The organism is Aeromonas sp. DSM 116730 (assembly GCF_046581335.1).
GTDB classification, from domain to species: Bacteria; Pseudomonadota; Gammaproteobacteria; order Enterobacterales; family Aeromonadaceae; genus Aeromonas; species Aeromonas rivipollensis.
On sequence record NZ_CP144265.1, the window covers coordinates 2,059,568 to 2,075,498 of the forward strand.

Genomic DNA, 15,931 nt, shown 5'->3' on the forward strand with positions numbered 1-15,931 from the left:
AGAGCAAAGAACCGAGCAGAGAGAGGAAGGGGCAGATGGCGGCTCGCCCCCGATGGCCGCCCCGCAGCCGCGCGGGCCAGGTCCTCAGCCGCAGCACTTCTTGAACTTCTTGCCGCTGCCACAGGGGCAGGGGTCGTTGCGACCGACCCGCAGGGGGGCGGGATCCTGCTCGCCCTCGGTGTAGACCCAGCGCCCCTGGTAACGCACGAAGCGGGAGCGTTCATGTAGGCAATGGCGCAGGAAGGGGCGCTCATCCCCCTCCAAGAACCAGGCCTTGAACTCCACCATGCCGCTCTCATCCGCTGGGCCGCCCTGGGCAGCCAGGATCTCCAGCCCATCCCAGCGGGTGTCGGTGCGGGAGAGCTCCTCCACGGTCAGAGGGCCCAGATAGTCCGGGTGCCAGCTGTGGACCAGGTACTCCCCCAGCCCCAGCACGAAGGCGCTGTAGCGCGAGCGCATCAGCTGCTCTGTGGTGGTGGCGGCTTGGCCTTCGTGAAGCGCGCCGCAGCAATGGGGGAGAGAAAGAGAGGATCCGCAAGGACATTGGCTCATGGGTCGGTTCATCGGGTCGATATAGAAGGTGGCGGGATTGTAGCGAAAGCGGCCCCCCCTCGGCCAGCATCCCATGCCGATACGGTAGGAACTGAACATCAAGAATAAACAGCAGAAAGGATTACACCATGACACTTAAGCAGAAGATCCTGTTACTGGGGGCCATCCCCGTGCTGCTGATGGCCCTGGTGGTCAACCTCAGCAACTACCTGGTGGCCAGGAGCGACCTGGAGTCCGAGCTGGTGGTGGCGAGGGACAAGGCGGTCAAGGAGCGCAAGGCCCTGCTCAGCAGCTACCTGATGCTCGCCAAGACGGCCATCGACAAGGTCTATGCCGAGCCGGACAGCCCAGAGGCCCGTGCCCGGGTGAAGGAGATCCTGCGCCCCTTGCGTTATGGCAGTGACGGTTACTTCTTCGTCTACGACTTCCAGGGCAATACTCTGCTGCTGCCCACCCGCCCCGAGGTGGAGGGCAAGAACCGCTGGCAGGACAAGGATACCAAGGGCACCTTCCTCATTCAGGAGATCGTCAAGGCGGCCCGTGAGGGGGATGGCTACTCGGAGTACTGGACCAACAAGCCTTCCATAGGGCGGGATGCGCCCAAGCTCTCCTTCAACCTGGTGCTCGACAAGTATCAGTGGGTGGTGGGCACCGGCTTCTACATAGATGATATCGACGCCGAGCTGGCGGCCCTGCGCAGCGAGCGCGAGGAGAACATGCACGGCTCCCTGCAGAGCAGCGTGCTGCTCATTCTGGTGATCCTGGGGGTGACCCTGGCGGTGACAGTGGTGCTTGGCAACCGGGTCACCCGGCCGCTGGCGGATGCGGTCGCGGCCCTCAATGACATCGCCGATGGGGAGGGGGATCTGACCCGACGCCTCAAGGTGCAGAGCGAGGACGAGGTGGGCCAGCTGGCCAGCGCCTTCAACCGTTTCGTGGAGCGGATCCAGTCGGTGGTGAGCCAGGTCGGGGAGACCAGCCATCAGCTGCTGGGGGCCGTGGACAGGCTGCACAGCTTGAGCGAGCACGCCGACCGGCAGATGCACGGCCATGGCCGTGAGACGGATCAGGTGGTCACCGCGGTGACCGAGATGAGCTCCACCGCCCAGGAAGTGGCGGCCAGCGCCTCCAACGCGGCCACGGCCACCAGCGACGCGGCGCGGGAATCCGATGCGGCCCGTGAGGTGGTGGGCAGTGCCATCGGCAGCATCAACCGCCTGGTGGAGGAGGTGCACACCGCCTCCGGTGTCATCGAGCAGCTGGCTCAGGAGACCGGCAAGATAGGATCCGTGGTGGAGGTGATCCGCGGCATCGCCGATCAGACCAACCTGCTGGCCCTGAATGCGGCCATAGAGGCGGCCCGGGCCGGTGAGCAGGGGCGTGGCTTTGCGGTGGTGGCGGACGAGGTGCGATCCCTGGCCGGTCGCACCCAGCAGAGCACCAAGGAGATCAACGAGATGCTGCAACGGCTGCAGGGGGGCGTGCGCCAGGCGGTGGAGGTGATGCAGGCGAGCGAGGCGCGCAGCCAGGAGACGGTGCAGGAGGCGAGCCACATTGCCAGCTCCCTCGACAGCATGGTGACGGCGGTCAGCACCATCAACGACATGAACATCCAGATAGCGACCGCCGCCGAGGAGCAGCATGCGGTCTCCGAGGAGATCAACAAGAACCTGGTGGCCATACAGCAGATCGTCAGCGAGCTGACCGAGGCCGCCGGGGAGTCCAACACCACCACCCGCGCCCTGGCCGGCACGGGTGACAAATTGCGTCAACTCGTCTCCCGCTTCCGTTACTAGTCACATTTTTGCCGTCTGGACGTCATTTCCAGACGGCAAATTTGGGGATCGGCGCAGAATGTGGGAAAATCGCGCCATTCGTTCCTTTCGTTAGCCCCTACCCTATGAATGAGATCGTGAAAGGCAGTATCGATTTGATCCGTCAGCTCAACTACGGCCTGGTCTACGCCAGCCTGGAAGAGCACAAGGAACTGTCCCGTACCGATCTGTCCCGTTTGACCGGCCTCTCACCGGCCAGCATCACCAAGATCACCCGCGAACTGCTCGATGGCGGTCTGGTGGTCACCTGTGGCGAGAGCTCGGTGGGCCGCGGCCGTCGTCAGACCCTGCTGCGCATCAACGAGCGCCGCTTCCAGTTTCTCTCCATGCGTCTTGGCCGCGGCTACGTGGACATGGCCCTGTTCGATCTCGCCGGTCACTCCCTGGCGCGCCATCGCCACCTGTTCAGCGAGTCGGAACGCGAAGACCTGCTGGCCAGCCTGGTGCGGGCCATCGAGGGCTTCTTGCCGAAGAAGGCCCTGCGGCTGGCCTGCATCGCCCTCTGCCTGCCCGGGCAGGTAGAGCGCCACTCCGGCATGGTCAAACACTTTCCCTTCTACGATCTGCGCAACTGGCCCCTTGGTCCGACCCTGCAAGAGGCCTTCGAGGTGCCTGTGCTGGTGAGCGGTGACGTGCGCACCTGGATCCAGGCCGAGCGGGAGTGGGGCGCCGCCAAGAACTGCGCCGATGCGGTGCTGGTGTTCGTCCACAACGACATAGGGGTGGGCATGGTGGTCAACGGCCAGCTCATCGAGAGCGAGTCGGCCCTGCTCGGGGATCTCAGCCACCTGCAGCTCGAACCCTATGGCCAGCGCTGCTACTGCGGTGGCTTCGGCTGCGCCTGCACCCTGGTGACCAACCAGGCCCTGGAGGCCCAGTACCGGGACCTGCGTGAGCGGATGCAGGAGCACGATCTGCCGGCGAGCGTCAACATCCGCGAACTGTGCGAGCTGGCGCTGGCGGGCAACAGCCTGTGCCAGGACATACTGCATCAGGCGGCGGGTCGGCTCTCCCGGGTGCTTGCCAACCTCATCTGCCTGCTCAACCCGGGCAAGCTGCTGTTGGGGGGGGAGATCACCCGGGCCGACCGGCTGCTGTTCCCCATGCTGCACCAGTCCCTGGCGAGCCAGCTGCCAGCAGAATACCTGGTGCGCCTGCAGATCGAGTCCACCCATTTTTACGAAGATCCCACCAAGCCCACCTCGGTGCAGGTGCACAAGGCCCTGCGGGACGGCAGCCTGCTGCTCGACCTGTTGCGAGGTGACAGGGAGGCATGAGGCTCGGGTTGCAAGGACGCATCCTGCTCATGCTCTGCCTGGTCAGCCTGCTGCAACTGGTGCTGCTGAGCGGGGCCAGCTACTACTATGTCGCCGAGCAGCGCTACCGGGAGGTGGGGGATCAGGCCCTGGATGTGGCGCGGCTGGTGGCCCGTGAGCCCGGCGTCATCGCCGGGGTGAAGCGGGTCGATCGGGCGCGGCTCAACGTGCTGGTGGAGCGGATGCGGGCCGAGGTCGGTGCCAGCTACATCGTCATCGGCGATGAGGAGGCGCGCCGCCTGGTGCACCCCAATGCGGACCGGATAGGCAAACCCATGATGGGGGACGATCCTGCCCGGGCCCTGCGGGGGGAGTTCTACATCTCCCGCGCGCAAGGCTCCCTCGGGGTCTCGGTGCGCGGCAAGGGGCCCATCCGGGATGAGATGGGCAGGGTCATAGGCGTGGTCTCGGTCGGTTATCTGGTGCGGGACATAGAGGCGGACCTGCAGGGCTTCCTGCGCTTTGGCCTCGCCATGACCCTGCTCATAGTGCTGCTCAACAGCGCCGCCGCGGCCTGGCTGGCCAAGCGCTACAAGCGGGCCCTGCTGGGGTTTGAGCCCGAGCAGATAGGGCGCCTCTATGCGGAGCTCGACTGCACCCTGCGCACAGTGCGCGAAGGGATACTCACCATAGACGAGCAAGGCAGGCTCACCTCCCTCAACCCCAACGGCATCCGGCTGCTGCGCCTCGATGAGCGGGCCGCGCAGGCCGCCATAGGCCAGCCCGTCACCCGCTTGCTGCCCGGCAGCCGCATGCTCTCCCTCATTCAGGATCCCCGGCCCCAGTATGACGAGGAGATAGTGCTCAACGGCCAGTCCCTCATCGTCAACCGGCTGCCCCTGGTGCAGGAGGGCAGGCTGATTGGCGCCGTCTCGAGTTTTCGGCGCAAGGACGAGCTGGCCGAGCTCAGTGCCCAGCTCTCCCAGGTGCAGGCCTACAGCGATCTGCTGCGGGTGCAGACCCACGAACACAACAACCAGCTCGGCACCATAGCCGGTCTCATCGAGCTGGGCGCCACCCGGGAGGCGCTCGCCTTCATCGGCCGGGAGGCGGCCACCGAGCAGACCCTGCTGAGCTTTTTGATGGGGGCCATCGCCAAGCCCAAGGTGGCGGGCCTGCTGCTTGGCAAGTACCACAGGGCCCATGAGCTGGGACTGGTGCTGGAAGTGGACCCGGATTCCCGCCTGCACGACATTCCCGCCCGGGTCAGCGGCTCCCAGCTGGTGACCCTGCTTGGCAACCTCATCGACAACGCCTTCGAGGCGACCCGCCGCCACGGCGCCCCCTACCAGCCGATCCGGGTCTCGTTGAGCGATCTTGGCCAGGATCTCATCCTGGAGGTGGAGGACGGGGCAGGTGGGGTGGATCCCGCTTTGGCGGACACCTTGTTCGAGCGCGGGGTCAGCAGCAAGGCGGAGCCCGGCCACGGCATAGGGCTGGCCCTGGTGCGCAAGACCCTGGATGCCTTGCAGGGGACCATCACCATAGAAGCCACGGCGCAGGGAAGTTGCGTCGTCTGTTACATTCCCAAGGAGGTGTGAGTGATCAAGATCCTGATCGTCGAGGATTATCCGGCCATTGCCGAGATCCACCGTCGCTTCGTGCAGCGGCTGGCGGGGTTCGAGGTGCTGGGGGTGGCGCTCACCCTGTTCGATGCCAGAGAGCAGATAGCCATACTCAAGCCGGATCTGGTGTTGCTGGATGTGTGGCTGCCGGACGGGGAGGGCTTCTCCCTGTTGCGGGAGCTGCGCCAGAGCGGGGCCCACCTCGACGTCATCCTGCTCACCGCCGCCCGTGAGGCCGCGGCCTTGCAGGAGGCGATGCGCCTCGGGGTGGTGGATTTCATCTTGAAACCCGTGGTGTTCGAGCGACTGCGCGATACCCTGGGCAACTATGCCGAGAGCCGCGCCGCGCTGGCGGCCCTGGCGGACATCGATCAGCAGGCGGTGGATGCGCTCTTTGGCACCCCGCTGCAACAGGTGGCGGCGGGCGGCCTGCCCAAGGGGATAGACGCCCTCACCCTGCAACGGGTGCTGGCGGCCCTCAATCAGCAGGGGGCCAGCGCCGAGGAGATAGGCAATCGGGTCGGGGTGAGCCGCACCACGGCGCGCCGCTACCTGGAGTTTCTGGTGGGTCAGCAACTCGCGAGCCCCGAGCTCGAATACGGCACCGTCGGGCGGCCGGAGCGGCGCTACCGCCAGCGTTGAGTGGCGGGTTCACATCCCAAAAAAAAGAGCGCCTGTTGGCGCTCTTTTTTTTGGGATGACTGGGATCAGGTCGGATCGGATTGCAGGGTCGCCACCGGCGTGCGACGAGCTTGCCACCACTGCCAGAGCGGCAGCAACAGCATCACCAGGGTGACCAGGGTGAAGCCCAGGGTGATGGGGCGCTCCCACAGGAAGCTCAGGGAGCCGTCGTTGATCACCAGGGCCCGGCGCAGGTTGTCCTCCAGCATGCCCCCCAGGATGAAGCCGAGCAGCATGGGGGCCATGGGGAAGTCCAGCAGGCGCAGCCCTATTGCCACCAGGGCCACCAGCACCATCACATAGATGTCCATGGTGTTGAAGGAGACCAGATAGACCCCGATCAGCGAGAACAGCAGCACCATGGGGATGAGCACGGGGCGCGGCACTTGCAGTATCTTGGCCAGATAGGGAATGAGCGGCAGGTTGAGGATCAGCAGCACCACGTTGCCCAGATACATGGAGATGATCACCGACCAGAACACGTCCGGGTGCTCCATGAAGAGGCGCGGGCCAGGCTGGATGCCGTAGGCGATGAGGGCCCCCAGCATCAGGGCCGTGGTGCCGGACCCCGGGATCCCCAGGGTCAGCAGCGGCACGAAGGCCCCGCTGGAGGCGGCGTTGTTGGCCGCTTCAGGCGCGGCTATGCCGGTCAGGCTGCCCTTGCCAAACTCGTCCCGCTTCGCTTTGCGGGCGAAGTTGCGCTCGGCCCCATAGGCCATGAAGGAGGCGATGGTGGCACCGGCCCCCGGCAGTACGCCGATGAGGAACCCCAGCACAGAGGAGCGGGCTATGGGGGGCGCTATCTCCTTCACCTCGTCCCGGCTCAGCTTGAGGGAGCCGAGTTGCTGCATCTTGCTCGCCTCCTCCTGGCTGGTGTCCTTGCCCGGGCGCAGCACCGTCATCAGGATCTCCGCCAGGGCGAAGGTGGCCATGGCCAGCAGCAGGAAGGAGAAGCCATCGCGCAAGTCCGGCAGGCCGAAGGTGAATCTGTCCACCCCGACGCTGCGGTCGATGCCGACGGTGGAGATCATTATGCCAAACAGCGCCATGATCAGCGCCTTGAGCACCTGGCCCTTGCCGGCGAAGGCCGCCACCGCGGAGAGCCCGAGCACCATGAGGGCGAAGTAGTCCGCCGACTGGAAGGAGAGGGAGACCTTGGCGAGCAGGGGGGCTGCCACCATCAGGAAGATGGCAGACAGGGTGCCGCCGACGAAGGAGGCGTAGGCGGCGATGGCCAGCGCCTTGCCCGCCTGCCCCTTGCAGGCCAGCGGATAGCCGTCGATGGCGGTGATCATGCTGGCGGAGCAGCCCGGGGTGTTGATCAGGATGGAGGCGGTGGAGCCGCCGAACATGGAGCCGTAATAGACCCCGGCCATCAAGATGATGCCGGAGGCCGGATCCAGCCCGTAGGTGATGGGGATCATCAGGGCGATGGCGGTGACCGGGCCCAGACCGGGCAGCATGCCGATGAAGGTGCCGACGAAGCAGCCGACCACCACCATGAAGAGGTTGATGGGCATCATGGCGGTGCCGAGCCCTTGCAGGATTCCGTCTAACATGGGTTCTCCTTATCCCAGCAACTGGGTGAACAGCCGACCCGGCTCGAGATAGACATTGAGCCCCTTGGTCAGCAGGGCCCAGAAGATGAGGGTGAAAGGTATGCTCACCTTGCAGGCGAAGGCGAGGCTGCGCTCGCCCATCAGCAGTATGCCGCCGATGAGGAACAAGATGGTGGCGATAAGGAAGCCGAGCCAGCCGAGGGCCAGGCCATAGACCAGCATCAGCCCCAGCAGGGCGAACACCAGTCGCCAGTTGCCGGACTCCTTGCCCAGTCGCTCTCCTCCTGGCGAGCAGATCAGGATCAGGGAGAGCAGGACCCCGACACCCGCCAGGGCATAGGGCAGGGTGCTGGCGGTAAAGGGTTCATATTCGTCCCCCGGGTAACCGGGGATCTGGGTGGCGTGATAGCCGTAGGCGAGGGAGAGCAGCAAAAACAGCAGCCCCCCGAACCTTTCCTTGGTCAGTCGCATGATGACTCCGATGGGCGGGCCTGGCCCGCCACGGGCTGAGGGTTACTTGATGAAGCCGAGCTCGCGCATCAGGCCGCCAATTTGCTGCTCCTGACTGTTGAGGAAGGCAGTAAACTCGGGACCGGCCTGATACTGGTTGATCCAGCTGTTGCGTGCGCGCACCACTTCCCACTCCGGCTTGTCGTACATCTGCTTGAGCAGGGCGGCGAACTCGGCGGACTGCTCGGGACTGACGTCGGGGGAGGCGAAGTAGCCACGCCAGTTGGCAAAGACGGTGGGGTTGCCCTGCTCGGAGAAGGTGGGCACCTGGCTGGCGTCCGGCATCCGCTCCGGGGCGGTGACGCCGAGGATCCGCATCTGGCCGGACTTGACCGCCTCCATCGCCTCGCCAAAGCCGGTGGAGAGCACCTGGGTTTCCCCCGCCAGCACAGCCGCCATGGCGCTGCCACCGGCGTCATAGGCCACGTAGCGTAGCTTGCCGGCATCGGCCCCCGCATTCTTGAAGGTCATGGCCGCCACCAGGTGATCCAGGCTGCCGCGGGCGGAGCCGCCGGCAATCTTCACCTTGGCGGGATTGGCTTCATAGGCGGCCAGCAACTGGGCCCAGTTCTGATAGGGGGAGTCCAGGGGCACCGCCAGCGCCTGATAGTCGGCGATGATGGCGGCGACCGGGGTGAGATCCCGGAAGGATTGCGGCAGCTCCTTGGAGAGGGACTTGACGATGATGGGGGTGGAGTTGACCAGCAGCGTCTTGTCGGACTGGGCCGAGGTCTCGATAAGGTGGGCGATCGCCTTGGCGCCGCCGCCGGCCGAGATGTTCTGGTAGGAGGCTGTGGTGATGAGGCCGGACTTGGTCAGGGCCTCGCCGGTGCCACGGGCCGTGTTGTCCCAGCCGCCGCCGGCGCCGCCCGGGATCAGGAAGTGGACTTCGTCTATCTTGGCCTGGACGCCGAGGCTGGCGCCCAGCAGGCAGCAGAGCAGGGTGCGCTTGAAGGTTCCTTGCAACATGGTGTTCTCCTTGTGATTGTTGCGAGGAGGTTAATTAATCGTATCTGATTGGAAAACAATCTGGCCGTAATGGCTATTAAGGCTGTTGTGCCCATTCTGTTCATTCTGGTCATGGGGAGAAGGGGTCTTTTCGCCTAAAAAGAGGCGGGGCTCGCCTCTGCTGAAGAGGGAGCCCCGCCTGCAACTGGCCTTGGTTTGAGCTGCCTATGATTTCTCTGCCGCCGAGACTTTCTCGACCATCTTCTCCTGCTGCTTGAGAGTCTCTGTGGCCTGCTCCTTGAGCTGCAACTGCTCCATCACCAGCTTGTAGGCGATGTAGTACTTGTAGATGTTGCCCACATAGGTCACTGTCTCCGGGCCAATTTTCTCCGCCGCCACGTACTCGACGTTGTGGAACCACACATTGGGATCCAGCCCCCGCTTCTTGGCCTCGGCCCGCAGCCGCGCCACCCGGGCGGGACCGGCGTTGTAGGAGGCAAACGAGAACAGGGCCTTGTCGAGGGCCGTCATGGGCTCGTCGGCGTAGTAGTGATCTATCATCCAGCGCATGTATTTGACGCCGCCGTGGATGTTGGGCTCGAGCTGGCGGATGTCCCCCACCTTGAGCCCTTTCCCGGTGGCGGGCATGATCTGCATGATGCCGATGGCGCCGACGTGGCTGCGCGCCTTCTGGTTGAGGGCCGACTCCTGATAGCCTTGGGCCGCGATCAACAGCCAGTCCACGTCGTATTTGCCGCCGTATTCACGAAACAGCTCCACCACCTGCAGGAATTTCTTGCGCTCTGCCTCGGCGGCCGCGCTCTTGATGAATTTGTTCTGCTTGAGGTAACGGGCCAGGATGGCCTCGCCGGTGGCCTTGCCCCGCAGCGCCTTGATCTGCTCGTTGAGCATGGTGAGCAGTTGGGGGCTCTCCTTGCGTACCGCCCAGGCGATGATGCCGCCGTCGCGGAACACCGGCTCTTCGTGGATCTGGATAGCCGGGAAGATCTTCTGCCAGAAGCGGGCCTTGTGCTCATCCATGACGATGAAGGGGAGCAGGCCCGCATTGACCATCTCCACCAGATCTTCATCCTCCAGCACCTCGGAGGCGGGCTGGATGTCGATGAGAGGCTCTCCCGCCTCCTTGCGCGCCTGGTTGTAGGCCATGAGGCTCTCGAAGTAGCTGGAGGAGGGCCTGACATAGATGCTCTTGCCCGCCAGATCCGCGGCGCTCTCCACCTTGGGGGAGTCCGGCCCCGAGATGAGCAACTCGCGCACGTTCTCGATGAGGGGGGCGCTGAACTCCACGCCCTGCTGCTTGCGCTTGTCCGTGATGGTGAGGTTGGCGGCGGCGATGTCCCCCTTGCCGTCGATGAGGGCCTTCAGCAGGTTTTCCCGGGCGACCGGAATGAAGACGAAGTTCAGCTTGAGGTGGCGCTTGATGGCCTTGTCCTTGCGCAGTTGCTCGTTGAGCCGTTTTTCAACCTGCATGAAGGCGTCGTAGGTGACCCCCCGTTGCACCCCCTTGTGGATGAAGTAGCCGGTCTTGTTGTAGGTGGTCAGCACCCTGATGGTGCGCCGCTCCATCATGGCGTCGAGATCCCCCAACATGGGCTTGGCGAGCTCCTCGCTGGCGAAGCTGAGGGCGCTGCGCTCCTCTGCTTCGGTTGCCGCCTTGTCCGCTTCAGCACTCCAGGCCAGTGGCAGGGAGCCCAGTACCCAAAAAAGGAAAATCCATAAGCGTTTCATAAAGATCACCTCACTCGTTTTACTGAGTGTAAGTGCCGCGCAGGGGGGGCTTTAGCTCTTTGAGTTTCATCGATGCCATCCGATAGCACGATTCTTGCTATCCAGCGCCGAGCTCCCATTGGCCATTGAAAAGGCGTCAGCCCTGCAACAGAAAAGGGAGCCCTTGGGCTCCCTTTTCTCGGTTTACATCCTGTCAAGGCGACCCGGGCTAGAACCAGAAGCCGATGATGAAGGAGCCCGCCAGGGTCAGCATCACGTTGGCCACCGCATAGGTGCCGGCGTAGCCGAGCGCCGGAATCGAGCTGTTGGCGGCCTCGTTGACCACATCCATGGCCGGGGCGCAGGTACGGGCCCCGGTGATGGCCCCGAGCAGCAGGGCCGGGTTCATCTTCAGTACCCAGACCCCGAACAGATAGCCCACCAGCACCGGCAAGGTGGTCACCAGCATGCCGGAGAAGAGCACCACCACCCCCACCTCGCTGAGGTGATCCAGGATGCCGCCACCGGCCTTCAGGCCAGTGCTCACCATAAAGACCGCGAGACCGAGATCCTTGGCCAGGCGCAGCGCCCCCGGCGGCACATAGCCGACCGTCGGGTGGTTGGCCCTCAGGTAGCCCATCAGGATGCCCGCCAGCAGGAGGCCGACGGCGTTGCCGAGGCCGAACTCTATCTGGCCGAACACCAGGGAGACGGAGCCGATGAGCAGACCCAGCACGAAGAAGGTGGTGAAGGCCACCAGATCCGTGGTCTGGCTGTGGATGCTGATGAAGCCTATCTTGTTGGCCAGCAGTTTGACCCGCTGCTTCTCGCCGCTGATCTGCAGCACGTCGCCCTTTTGCAGCATGATGTTGCGATCGAACGGCATCTCGATCTGGGAGCGCACCACCCGGTTGAGGAAGCAGCCCTTCTCGGTGAGGTTGAGCTCCACCAGATGGCGGCCCACCACTGAATCGTTCTTCACCACTATCTCTTCGGTGACTATCTGCAGGTCAAGCAGGTTGCGATCAAACACCTCCTTGCCGTTGCGGTAGTTGACGTCGAGCTTCTCGTGGCTCTCGGGATAGCCCACCAGGGCGATCTCGTCCCCTTCCTGAATGACGGCGTCACCATCGGGGCTTGCCAGAATGCCGTTGCGGCGGATCCGCTCCACATAGCAGCCGGTGTGGGGGTAGATGCCGGTCTCGCGCAGGGTGCGGCCACCTATCCAGGCGGCGAGCTCGGGGCCGACCCTGTAGGCGCGAATGATGGGCAGATAGGTCTTGCGGCTCTCGCTGTCAGAGAGTCCCCGCTCGCGGGCTATCTTCTGCGCCTCGGTATTGAGGTCGAGTCGTGCCAGGGAGGGGAGGTAGCGCACCACCAGCATCAGCCCCACCAGGCCCACCAGGTAGGTCAGGGCGTAGCCTATCCCCATGTTGTCGAGCACGGGTTGCATGTCGGTACCGTGGGGCAGGTTGAGCAGGCCGCTGCGCAGGGCATCCTGGGCCCCCACCAGCGCCGGGGTCGAGGTGAGCGATCCCGCCAGTATCCCCGCCGCCATGCCGGGCCCCAGGTTGAAGAACTTGGCCAGTCCCACCGTCAGCAGCAAGGCGGTCAGCAGGATCACCAGGGTCAGGGTGATGTAGTGGATGCCGTCGCGCAGGAAGACGCTGAAGAAGTGAGGGCCAGCCTCGATCCCCACGCAGAAAATGAACAGCATGAAGCCGACGTTCTCGGTCGAGGTGGAGAACTGGAACCCCATCTGGCCAAACAGCAGGGCGGTGAACAGCACCCCTATGGTGTTGCCAATCTGGAAGTTGCCGATGCGCACCTTGCCCAGCAGCAGGCCGAAGGCCAGTACCACGAACAGCAGCAGGGAGTCGCTTTGATGTAGCAGTGTCACGAAATCTATGGTCATGCCCGGAAAAACCGAGGAAAAAAGTGGGGCCGATATTGTGCCGGATCCCTCATCAAGAAAGAAGCGCGAAAGCGGATTAACAGCCAGTTAAGTGCTGGTCTCCCCGGGGAGGGGAGGGATGCGCGGGCGACTTGGGGAAAATACCTCTATTTTCCGCTGCCGTTCTCGCTGTCAATGAGTGATTTCTGCTGTCGGCGGGGGAAGGCGTGACAGCCCTGTGGACAATTTATTACCTGCTGCGCAGGGGGCTATTGAGCATGGTTTTCAGCATTTTTGACTGGTGGTGATAAAGGGATGCAAAGGAACCCTTTTTGCCGTCAGGGGGAGGCTGACCCATGGCACGGGGCATGGCGAAAAAAAAGCGGGAGAAAGAGGATGTCTCGCCCCCGTCCGACCCATTTAGGGGGGAGGGCAAAAACAGGAGAAAATGGGGGGCGAGGTGTGTCGCCTCGCCAAAGCGGAGACAATCGCTGCCAACCTAGGCCTGCATTGGGTTTGGCACACTTACCCACAGAAACTGTGGATAACCCTGTTCATGAAACTTGGTGATCAGCCTGCAAGCCGCGCCAATACTGGGGTGCAAGCGCTGTTCAAAAAATACCGGCAAAAAAATGTTTCTATAAAAATCAAATAGTTATACGCAGCAGAACAAAACGCTGCTGGCCAGGAACCGGGGATCAAATGGGGAGTGCGCCGCGAGGGACGGCTTGTGCATTAAAATTGGCAGAGGAAAGCACTAAAGTGGATAACTTGCACCGAGATGGTGAGGAATTGGCTCCCCCGACTGGACTTGAACCAGTGACATACGGATTAACAGTCCGCCGTTCTACCGACTGAACTACGGGGGAACATCAGGCAAGGAGGAGCATCATACAGAGGTCGCATTTCGGGGTCAATAGCCGTCAGGGGCCGAGAGCGGATACCCAGGCCCGTCAACTCGGGGTACACTGCTCTCTTGCCGTTTTTTGTCGGGAGTCGTCATGAATAAGCCTTTCAAGCTGGCCAGCCAGTTTCAACCCGCGGGGGATCAGCCCGCGGCCATCGCCCGCCTGCTCGATGGCATAGAGTCCGGCCTCGCTCATCAGACCCTGCTCGGGGTGACTGGGTCGGGCAAGACCTTCACCATGGCCAACGTCATCGCCACCCTGAACCGCCCGACCATGATACTGGCTCCCAACAAGACCCTGGCCGCCCAGCTCTATGGGGAGATGAAGGAGTTCTTCCCCGAGAACTCGGTGGAGTACTTCGTCTCTTATTACGACTATTACCAGCCGGAAGCCTATGTGCCGACCACGGACACCTTCATAGAGAAGGATGCCTCCATCAACGATCACATCGAGCAGATGCGATTGTCGGCCACCAAGGCGCTGCTGGAACGGCGCGACGTAGTGATCGTCGCCTCGGTATCGGCCATCTATGGTCTGGGGGACCCCCAGGCCTACCTCAGCATGATGCTGCATCTCAAGGTGGGGGATGTGATCAACCAGCGGGACATACTGCGCCGCCTCGCCGAGCTGCAATACACCCGCAACGACGTGGCGTTTAGCCGCGGCACCTTCCGGGTGCGGGGGGAGGTGATCGACATCTACCCTGCCGAATCGGACAAGCTGGCCCTGCGGGTGGAGCTGTTTGACGAGGAGGTGGAGCGCCTCTCCCAGTTCGATCCCCTGACCGGGGCCATCGAGCAGACTGTGGTGCGCTACACCATCTACCCCAAGACCCACTACGCCACGCCGAGGGAGACCATACTGGGCGCCATCGATCACATCAAGGAAGAGCTCAAGGGACGCCGCGAGCAGCTGTTGTCCCTGAACAAGCTGGTGGAAGAGCAGCGCATCAGCCAGCGTACCCAGTTCGACATCGAGATGATGCAGGAGTTGGGGTACTGCTCCGGCATCGAGAACTACAGCCGCTACCTCTCGGGCCGGGCCCCCGGCGAGCCGCCGCCCACCCTGTTTGACTACCTGCCGGGGGATGGTTTGCTCATCATCGACGAGTCCCACGTCACAGTGCCGCAGATAGGCGCCATGTTCAAAGGGGACAGATCCCGCAAGGAGACCCTGGTGGAGTACGGCTTCCGGCTCCCCTCGGCGCTCGACAACAGACCCCTGAAGTTTGACGAGTTCGAGGCCCTGATGCCCCAGACGGTGTTCGTCTCGGCGACCCCTGGCCCCTACGAGCTGGAAAAATCCGGCGGCGATGTTGTGCAGCAGGTGGTGCGTCCCACCGGCCTGCTCGATCCTGTCATCGAGGTGCGCCCCGTCACCACCCAGGTGGACGACTTGCTCTCCGAGATCCGGCTGCGGGTGGCGGTGGAGGAGCGGGTGCTGGTCACCACCCTCACCAAGCGGATGGCGGAGGACTTGACCGAGTACCTGGCGGATCACGATGTGCGGGTGCGTTACCTGCATTCGGACATAGATACCGTGGAGCGGGTGGAGATCATTCGCGATCTGCGCCTCGGCAAGTTCGACGTGCTGGTGGGCATCAACCTGCTGCGGGAAGGGCTCGACATGCCGGAGGTGTCGCTGGTGGCCATCCTGGATGCGGACAAGGAGGGCTTCCTGCGTTCCACCCGCTCCCTCATCCAGACCATAGGCCGCGCCGCCCGCAACCTCAACGGCAAGGTCATTCTCTACGGCGACACCATCACCAACTCCATGAAGGTGGCCATAGAAGAGACCGAGCGGCGCCGAGCCCTGCAGCACGCCCACAACCTGGAGCACGGCATCACGCCAACAGGCCTCAACAAGTCGGTGGGGGATGTGATGGACATGGGGGGGAGCCGCACCGCCGGCAAACCGGGCAGAGGCAGTCGCAAGGCGGCCGAGCCGCAAGGGGAGTACCATGCTCGCACCGCCAGCGAGATCGCCAAGGAGATTAAACGGATGGAAGAGCAGATGTTCCAGCATGCCCGGGATCTGGAGTTCGAGCAGGCCGCCGCCATGCGGGATCAGATCCAGCGGCTGCGCGGCGAGTTGATCGAATCATGAGTGGCAAGCGCTGGCTGATCTGGCGGCGCCTGCGCCGCCTCTATGCCGGTTTTCGCCACCCGGACACCCCCTGGTGGGCCAAGGGGCTGGTGATCCTCATCCTCGTCTATGGCATCAGTCCGGTGGATCTCATCCCGGATCTGGTGCCCTTCGTTGGCTGGCTCGACGACGTCAGCCTGCTGCTGTTGCTGCTCTGGGGGTGGGAGTCCTGCCTGCCCGCAACGGTCAGGAAGGGGCTGGATACCCTGGAATGAGGGGAGAGGCGATGCCGCAGATTGTCGGGCGTAAGGCATTGGCGTAGACTCCACGCCGTTCACTTCATGGGTATG

At 63.5% G+C, this 15,931-nt stretch carries 12 protein-coding genes and 1 tRNA gene; 6 read left to right on the plus strand and 7 right to left on the minus strand.

Features of this window, described 5'->3' with window-relative positions:
* Positions 1-84: 84 nt before the first annotated feature.
* The gene (locus Aeroheme_RS09360) at positions 85-552 is read right to left on the minus strand and encodes a YchJ family protein (protein ID WP_411167148.1); all 468 of its coding nucleotides are present in this window, start codon (positions 550-552) and stop codon (positions 85-87) included.
* A gap of 128 nt (positions 553-680) precedes the next feature.
* Here Aeroheme_RS09360 and Aeroheme_RS09365 point away from each other — a divergent pair, with 128 nt between their 5' ends.
* The 4 genes from Aeroheme_RS09365 to Aeroheme_RS09380 all read left to right on the plus strand — a co-directional run bounded on the left by Aeroheme_RS09365 (position 681) and on the right by Aeroheme_RS09380 (position 5,910).
* Entirely contained in the window at positions 681-2,348 is a 1,668-nt protein-coding gene (locus Aeroheme_RS09365; protein WP_411167149.1) for a methyl-accepting chemotaxis protein, read from the plus strand.
* A gap of 104 nt (positions 2,349-2,452) precedes the next feature.
* Complete coding sequence (locus Aeroheme_RS09370; RefSeq protein ID WP_234689856.1) at positions 2,453-3,664, plus strand: ROK family protein; 1,212 nt, start codon at positions 2,453-2,455, stop codon at positions 3,662-3,664.
* Positions 3,661-5,244 (plus strand): ATP-binding protein, encoded by a 1,584-nt coding sequence (locus Aeroheme_RS09375; protein ID WP_411167150.1) that lies wholly within the window; start codon positions 3,661-3,663, stop codon positions 5,242-5,244. Before Aeroheme_RS09370 ends, Aeroheme_RS09375 begins: the two co-directional genes overlap by 4 nt.
* A complete protein-coding gene (locus Aeroheme_RS09380; RefSeq protein WP_411167151.1) occupies positions 5,245-5,910 on the plus strand; it encodes a response regulator in 666 nt (221 codons plus the stop codon).
* Positions 5,911-5,975: 65 nt separating this feature from the next.
* Here Aeroheme_RS09380 and Aeroheme_RS09385 read toward each other — a convergent pair whose 3' ends face one another.
* The 6 genes from Aeroheme_RS09385 to Aeroheme_RS09410 form a co-directional block, all read right to left on the minus strand.
* A complete protein-coding gene (locus Aeroheme_RS09385) occupies positions 5,976-7,508 on the minus strand; it encodes a tripartite tricarboxylate transporter permease (protein WP_139744297.1) in 1,533 nt (510 codons plus the stop codon).
* Between the two features lie 9 nt (positions 7,509-7,517).
* Entirely contained in the window at positions 7,518-7,979 is a 462-nt protein-coding gene (locus Aeroheme_RS09390) for a tripartite tricarboxylate transporter TctB family protein (RefSeq protein WP_025327141.1), read from the minus strand.
* A gap of 42 nt (positions 7,980-8,021) precedes the next feature.
* On the minus strand, positions 8,022-8,987 hold the full coding sequence (locus tag Aeroheme_RS09395) for a tripartite tricarboxylate transporter substrate binding protein (RefSeq protein ID WP_005327879.1): 966 nt from the start codon (positions 8,985-8,987) through the stop codon (positions 8,022-8,024).
* 204 nt (positions 8,988-9,191) lie between these two features.
* Entirely contained in the window at positions 9,192-10,715 is a 1,524-nt protein-coding gene (locus Aeroheme_RS09400; protein ID WP_411167152.1) for a transglycosylase SLT domain-containing protein, read from the minus strand.
* A gap of 208 nt (positions 10,716-10,923) precedes the next feature.
* Positions 10,924-12,609 carry an aspartate:alanine antiporter gene (locus tag Aeroheme_RS09405; protein WP_025327138.1) on the minus strand — a complete coding sequence of 562 codons (1,686 nt, stop codon included), beginning with the start codon at positions 12,607-12,609 and terminating at the stop codon, positions 10,924-10,926.
* A 772-nt stretch (positions 12,610-13,381) separates the two neighbouring features.
* Positions 13,382-13,457 (minus strand) — tRNA-Asn (locus Aeroheme_RS09410).
* A gap of 132 nt (positions 13,458-13,589) precedes the next feature.
* On the opposite strand from Aeroheme_RS09410, the gene uvrB reads away from it, so the two are divergent.
* Positions 13,590-15,602: an excinuclease ABC subunit UvrB gene (uvrB, locus tag Aeroheme_RS09415; protein WP_111911816.1), complete on the plus strand. Its 2,013-nt coding sequence runs from the start codon at positions 13,590-13,592 to the stop codon at positions 15,600-15,602.
* Positions 15,599-15,856 (plus strand): YkvA family protein, encoded by a 258-nt coding sequence (locus Aeroheme_RS09420; protein WP_025327135.1) that lies wholly within the window; start codon positions 15,599-15,601, stop codon positions 15,854-15,856. The genes uvrB and Aeroheme_RS09420 overlap by 4 nt, the downstream gene beginning before the upstream one ends.
* The last annotated feature ends 75 nt before the right edge of the window (positions 15,857-15,931 follow it).

Excerpts from the sequence above, each read along its gene's own strand:
- Aeroheme_RS09405 (WP_025327138.1), bottom strand. The coding sequence starts at position 12,609 with ATGACCATAGATTTCGTGACACTGCTACATCAAAGCGACTCCCTGCTG.
- Aeroheme_RS09370 (WP_234689856.1), top strand. The coding sequence starts at position 2,453 with ATGAATGAGATCGTGAAAGGCAGTATCGATTTGATCCGTCAGCTCAAC.
- Aeroheme_RS09390 (WP_025327141.1), bottom strand. The coding sequence starts at position 7,979 with ATGCGACTGACCAAGGAAAGGTTCGGGGGGCTGCTGTTTTTGCTGCTC.
- Aeroheme_RS09365 (WP_411167149.1), top strand. The coding sequence starts at position 681 with ATGACACTTAAGCAGAAGATCCTGTTACTGGGGGCCATCCCCGTGCTG.
- Aeroheme_RS09395 (WP_005327879.1), bottom strand. The coding sequence starts at position 8,987 with ATGTTGCAAGGAACCTTCAAGCGCACCCTGCTCTGCTGCCTGCTGGGC.
- Aeroheme_RS09360 (WP_411167148.1), bottom strand. The coding sequence starts at position 552 with ATGAGCCAATGTCCTTGCGGATCCTCTCTTTCTCTCCCCCATTGCTGC.
- Aeroheme_RS09385 (WP_139744297.1), bottom strand. The coding sequence starts at position 7,508 with ATGTTAGACGGAATCCTGCAAGGGCTCGGCACCGCCATGATGCCCATC.
- Aeroheme_RS09375 (WP_411167150.1), top strand. The coding sequence starts at position 3,661 with ATGAGGCTCGGGTTGCAAGGACGCATCCTGCTCATGCTCTGCCTGGTC.
- uvrB (WP_111911816.1), top strand. The coding sequence starts at position 13,590 with ATGAATAAGCCTTTCAAGCTGGCCAGCCAGTTTCAACCCGCGGGGGAT.
- Aeroheme_RS09400 (WP_411167152.1), bottom strand. The coding sequence starts at position 10,715 with ATGAAACGCTTATGGATTTTCCTTTTTTGGGTACTGGGCTCCCTGCCA.
- Aeroheme_RS09420 (WP_025327135.1), top strand. The coding sequence starts at position 15,599 with ATGAGTGGCAAGCGCTGGCTGATCTGGCGGCGCCTGCGCCGCCTCTAT.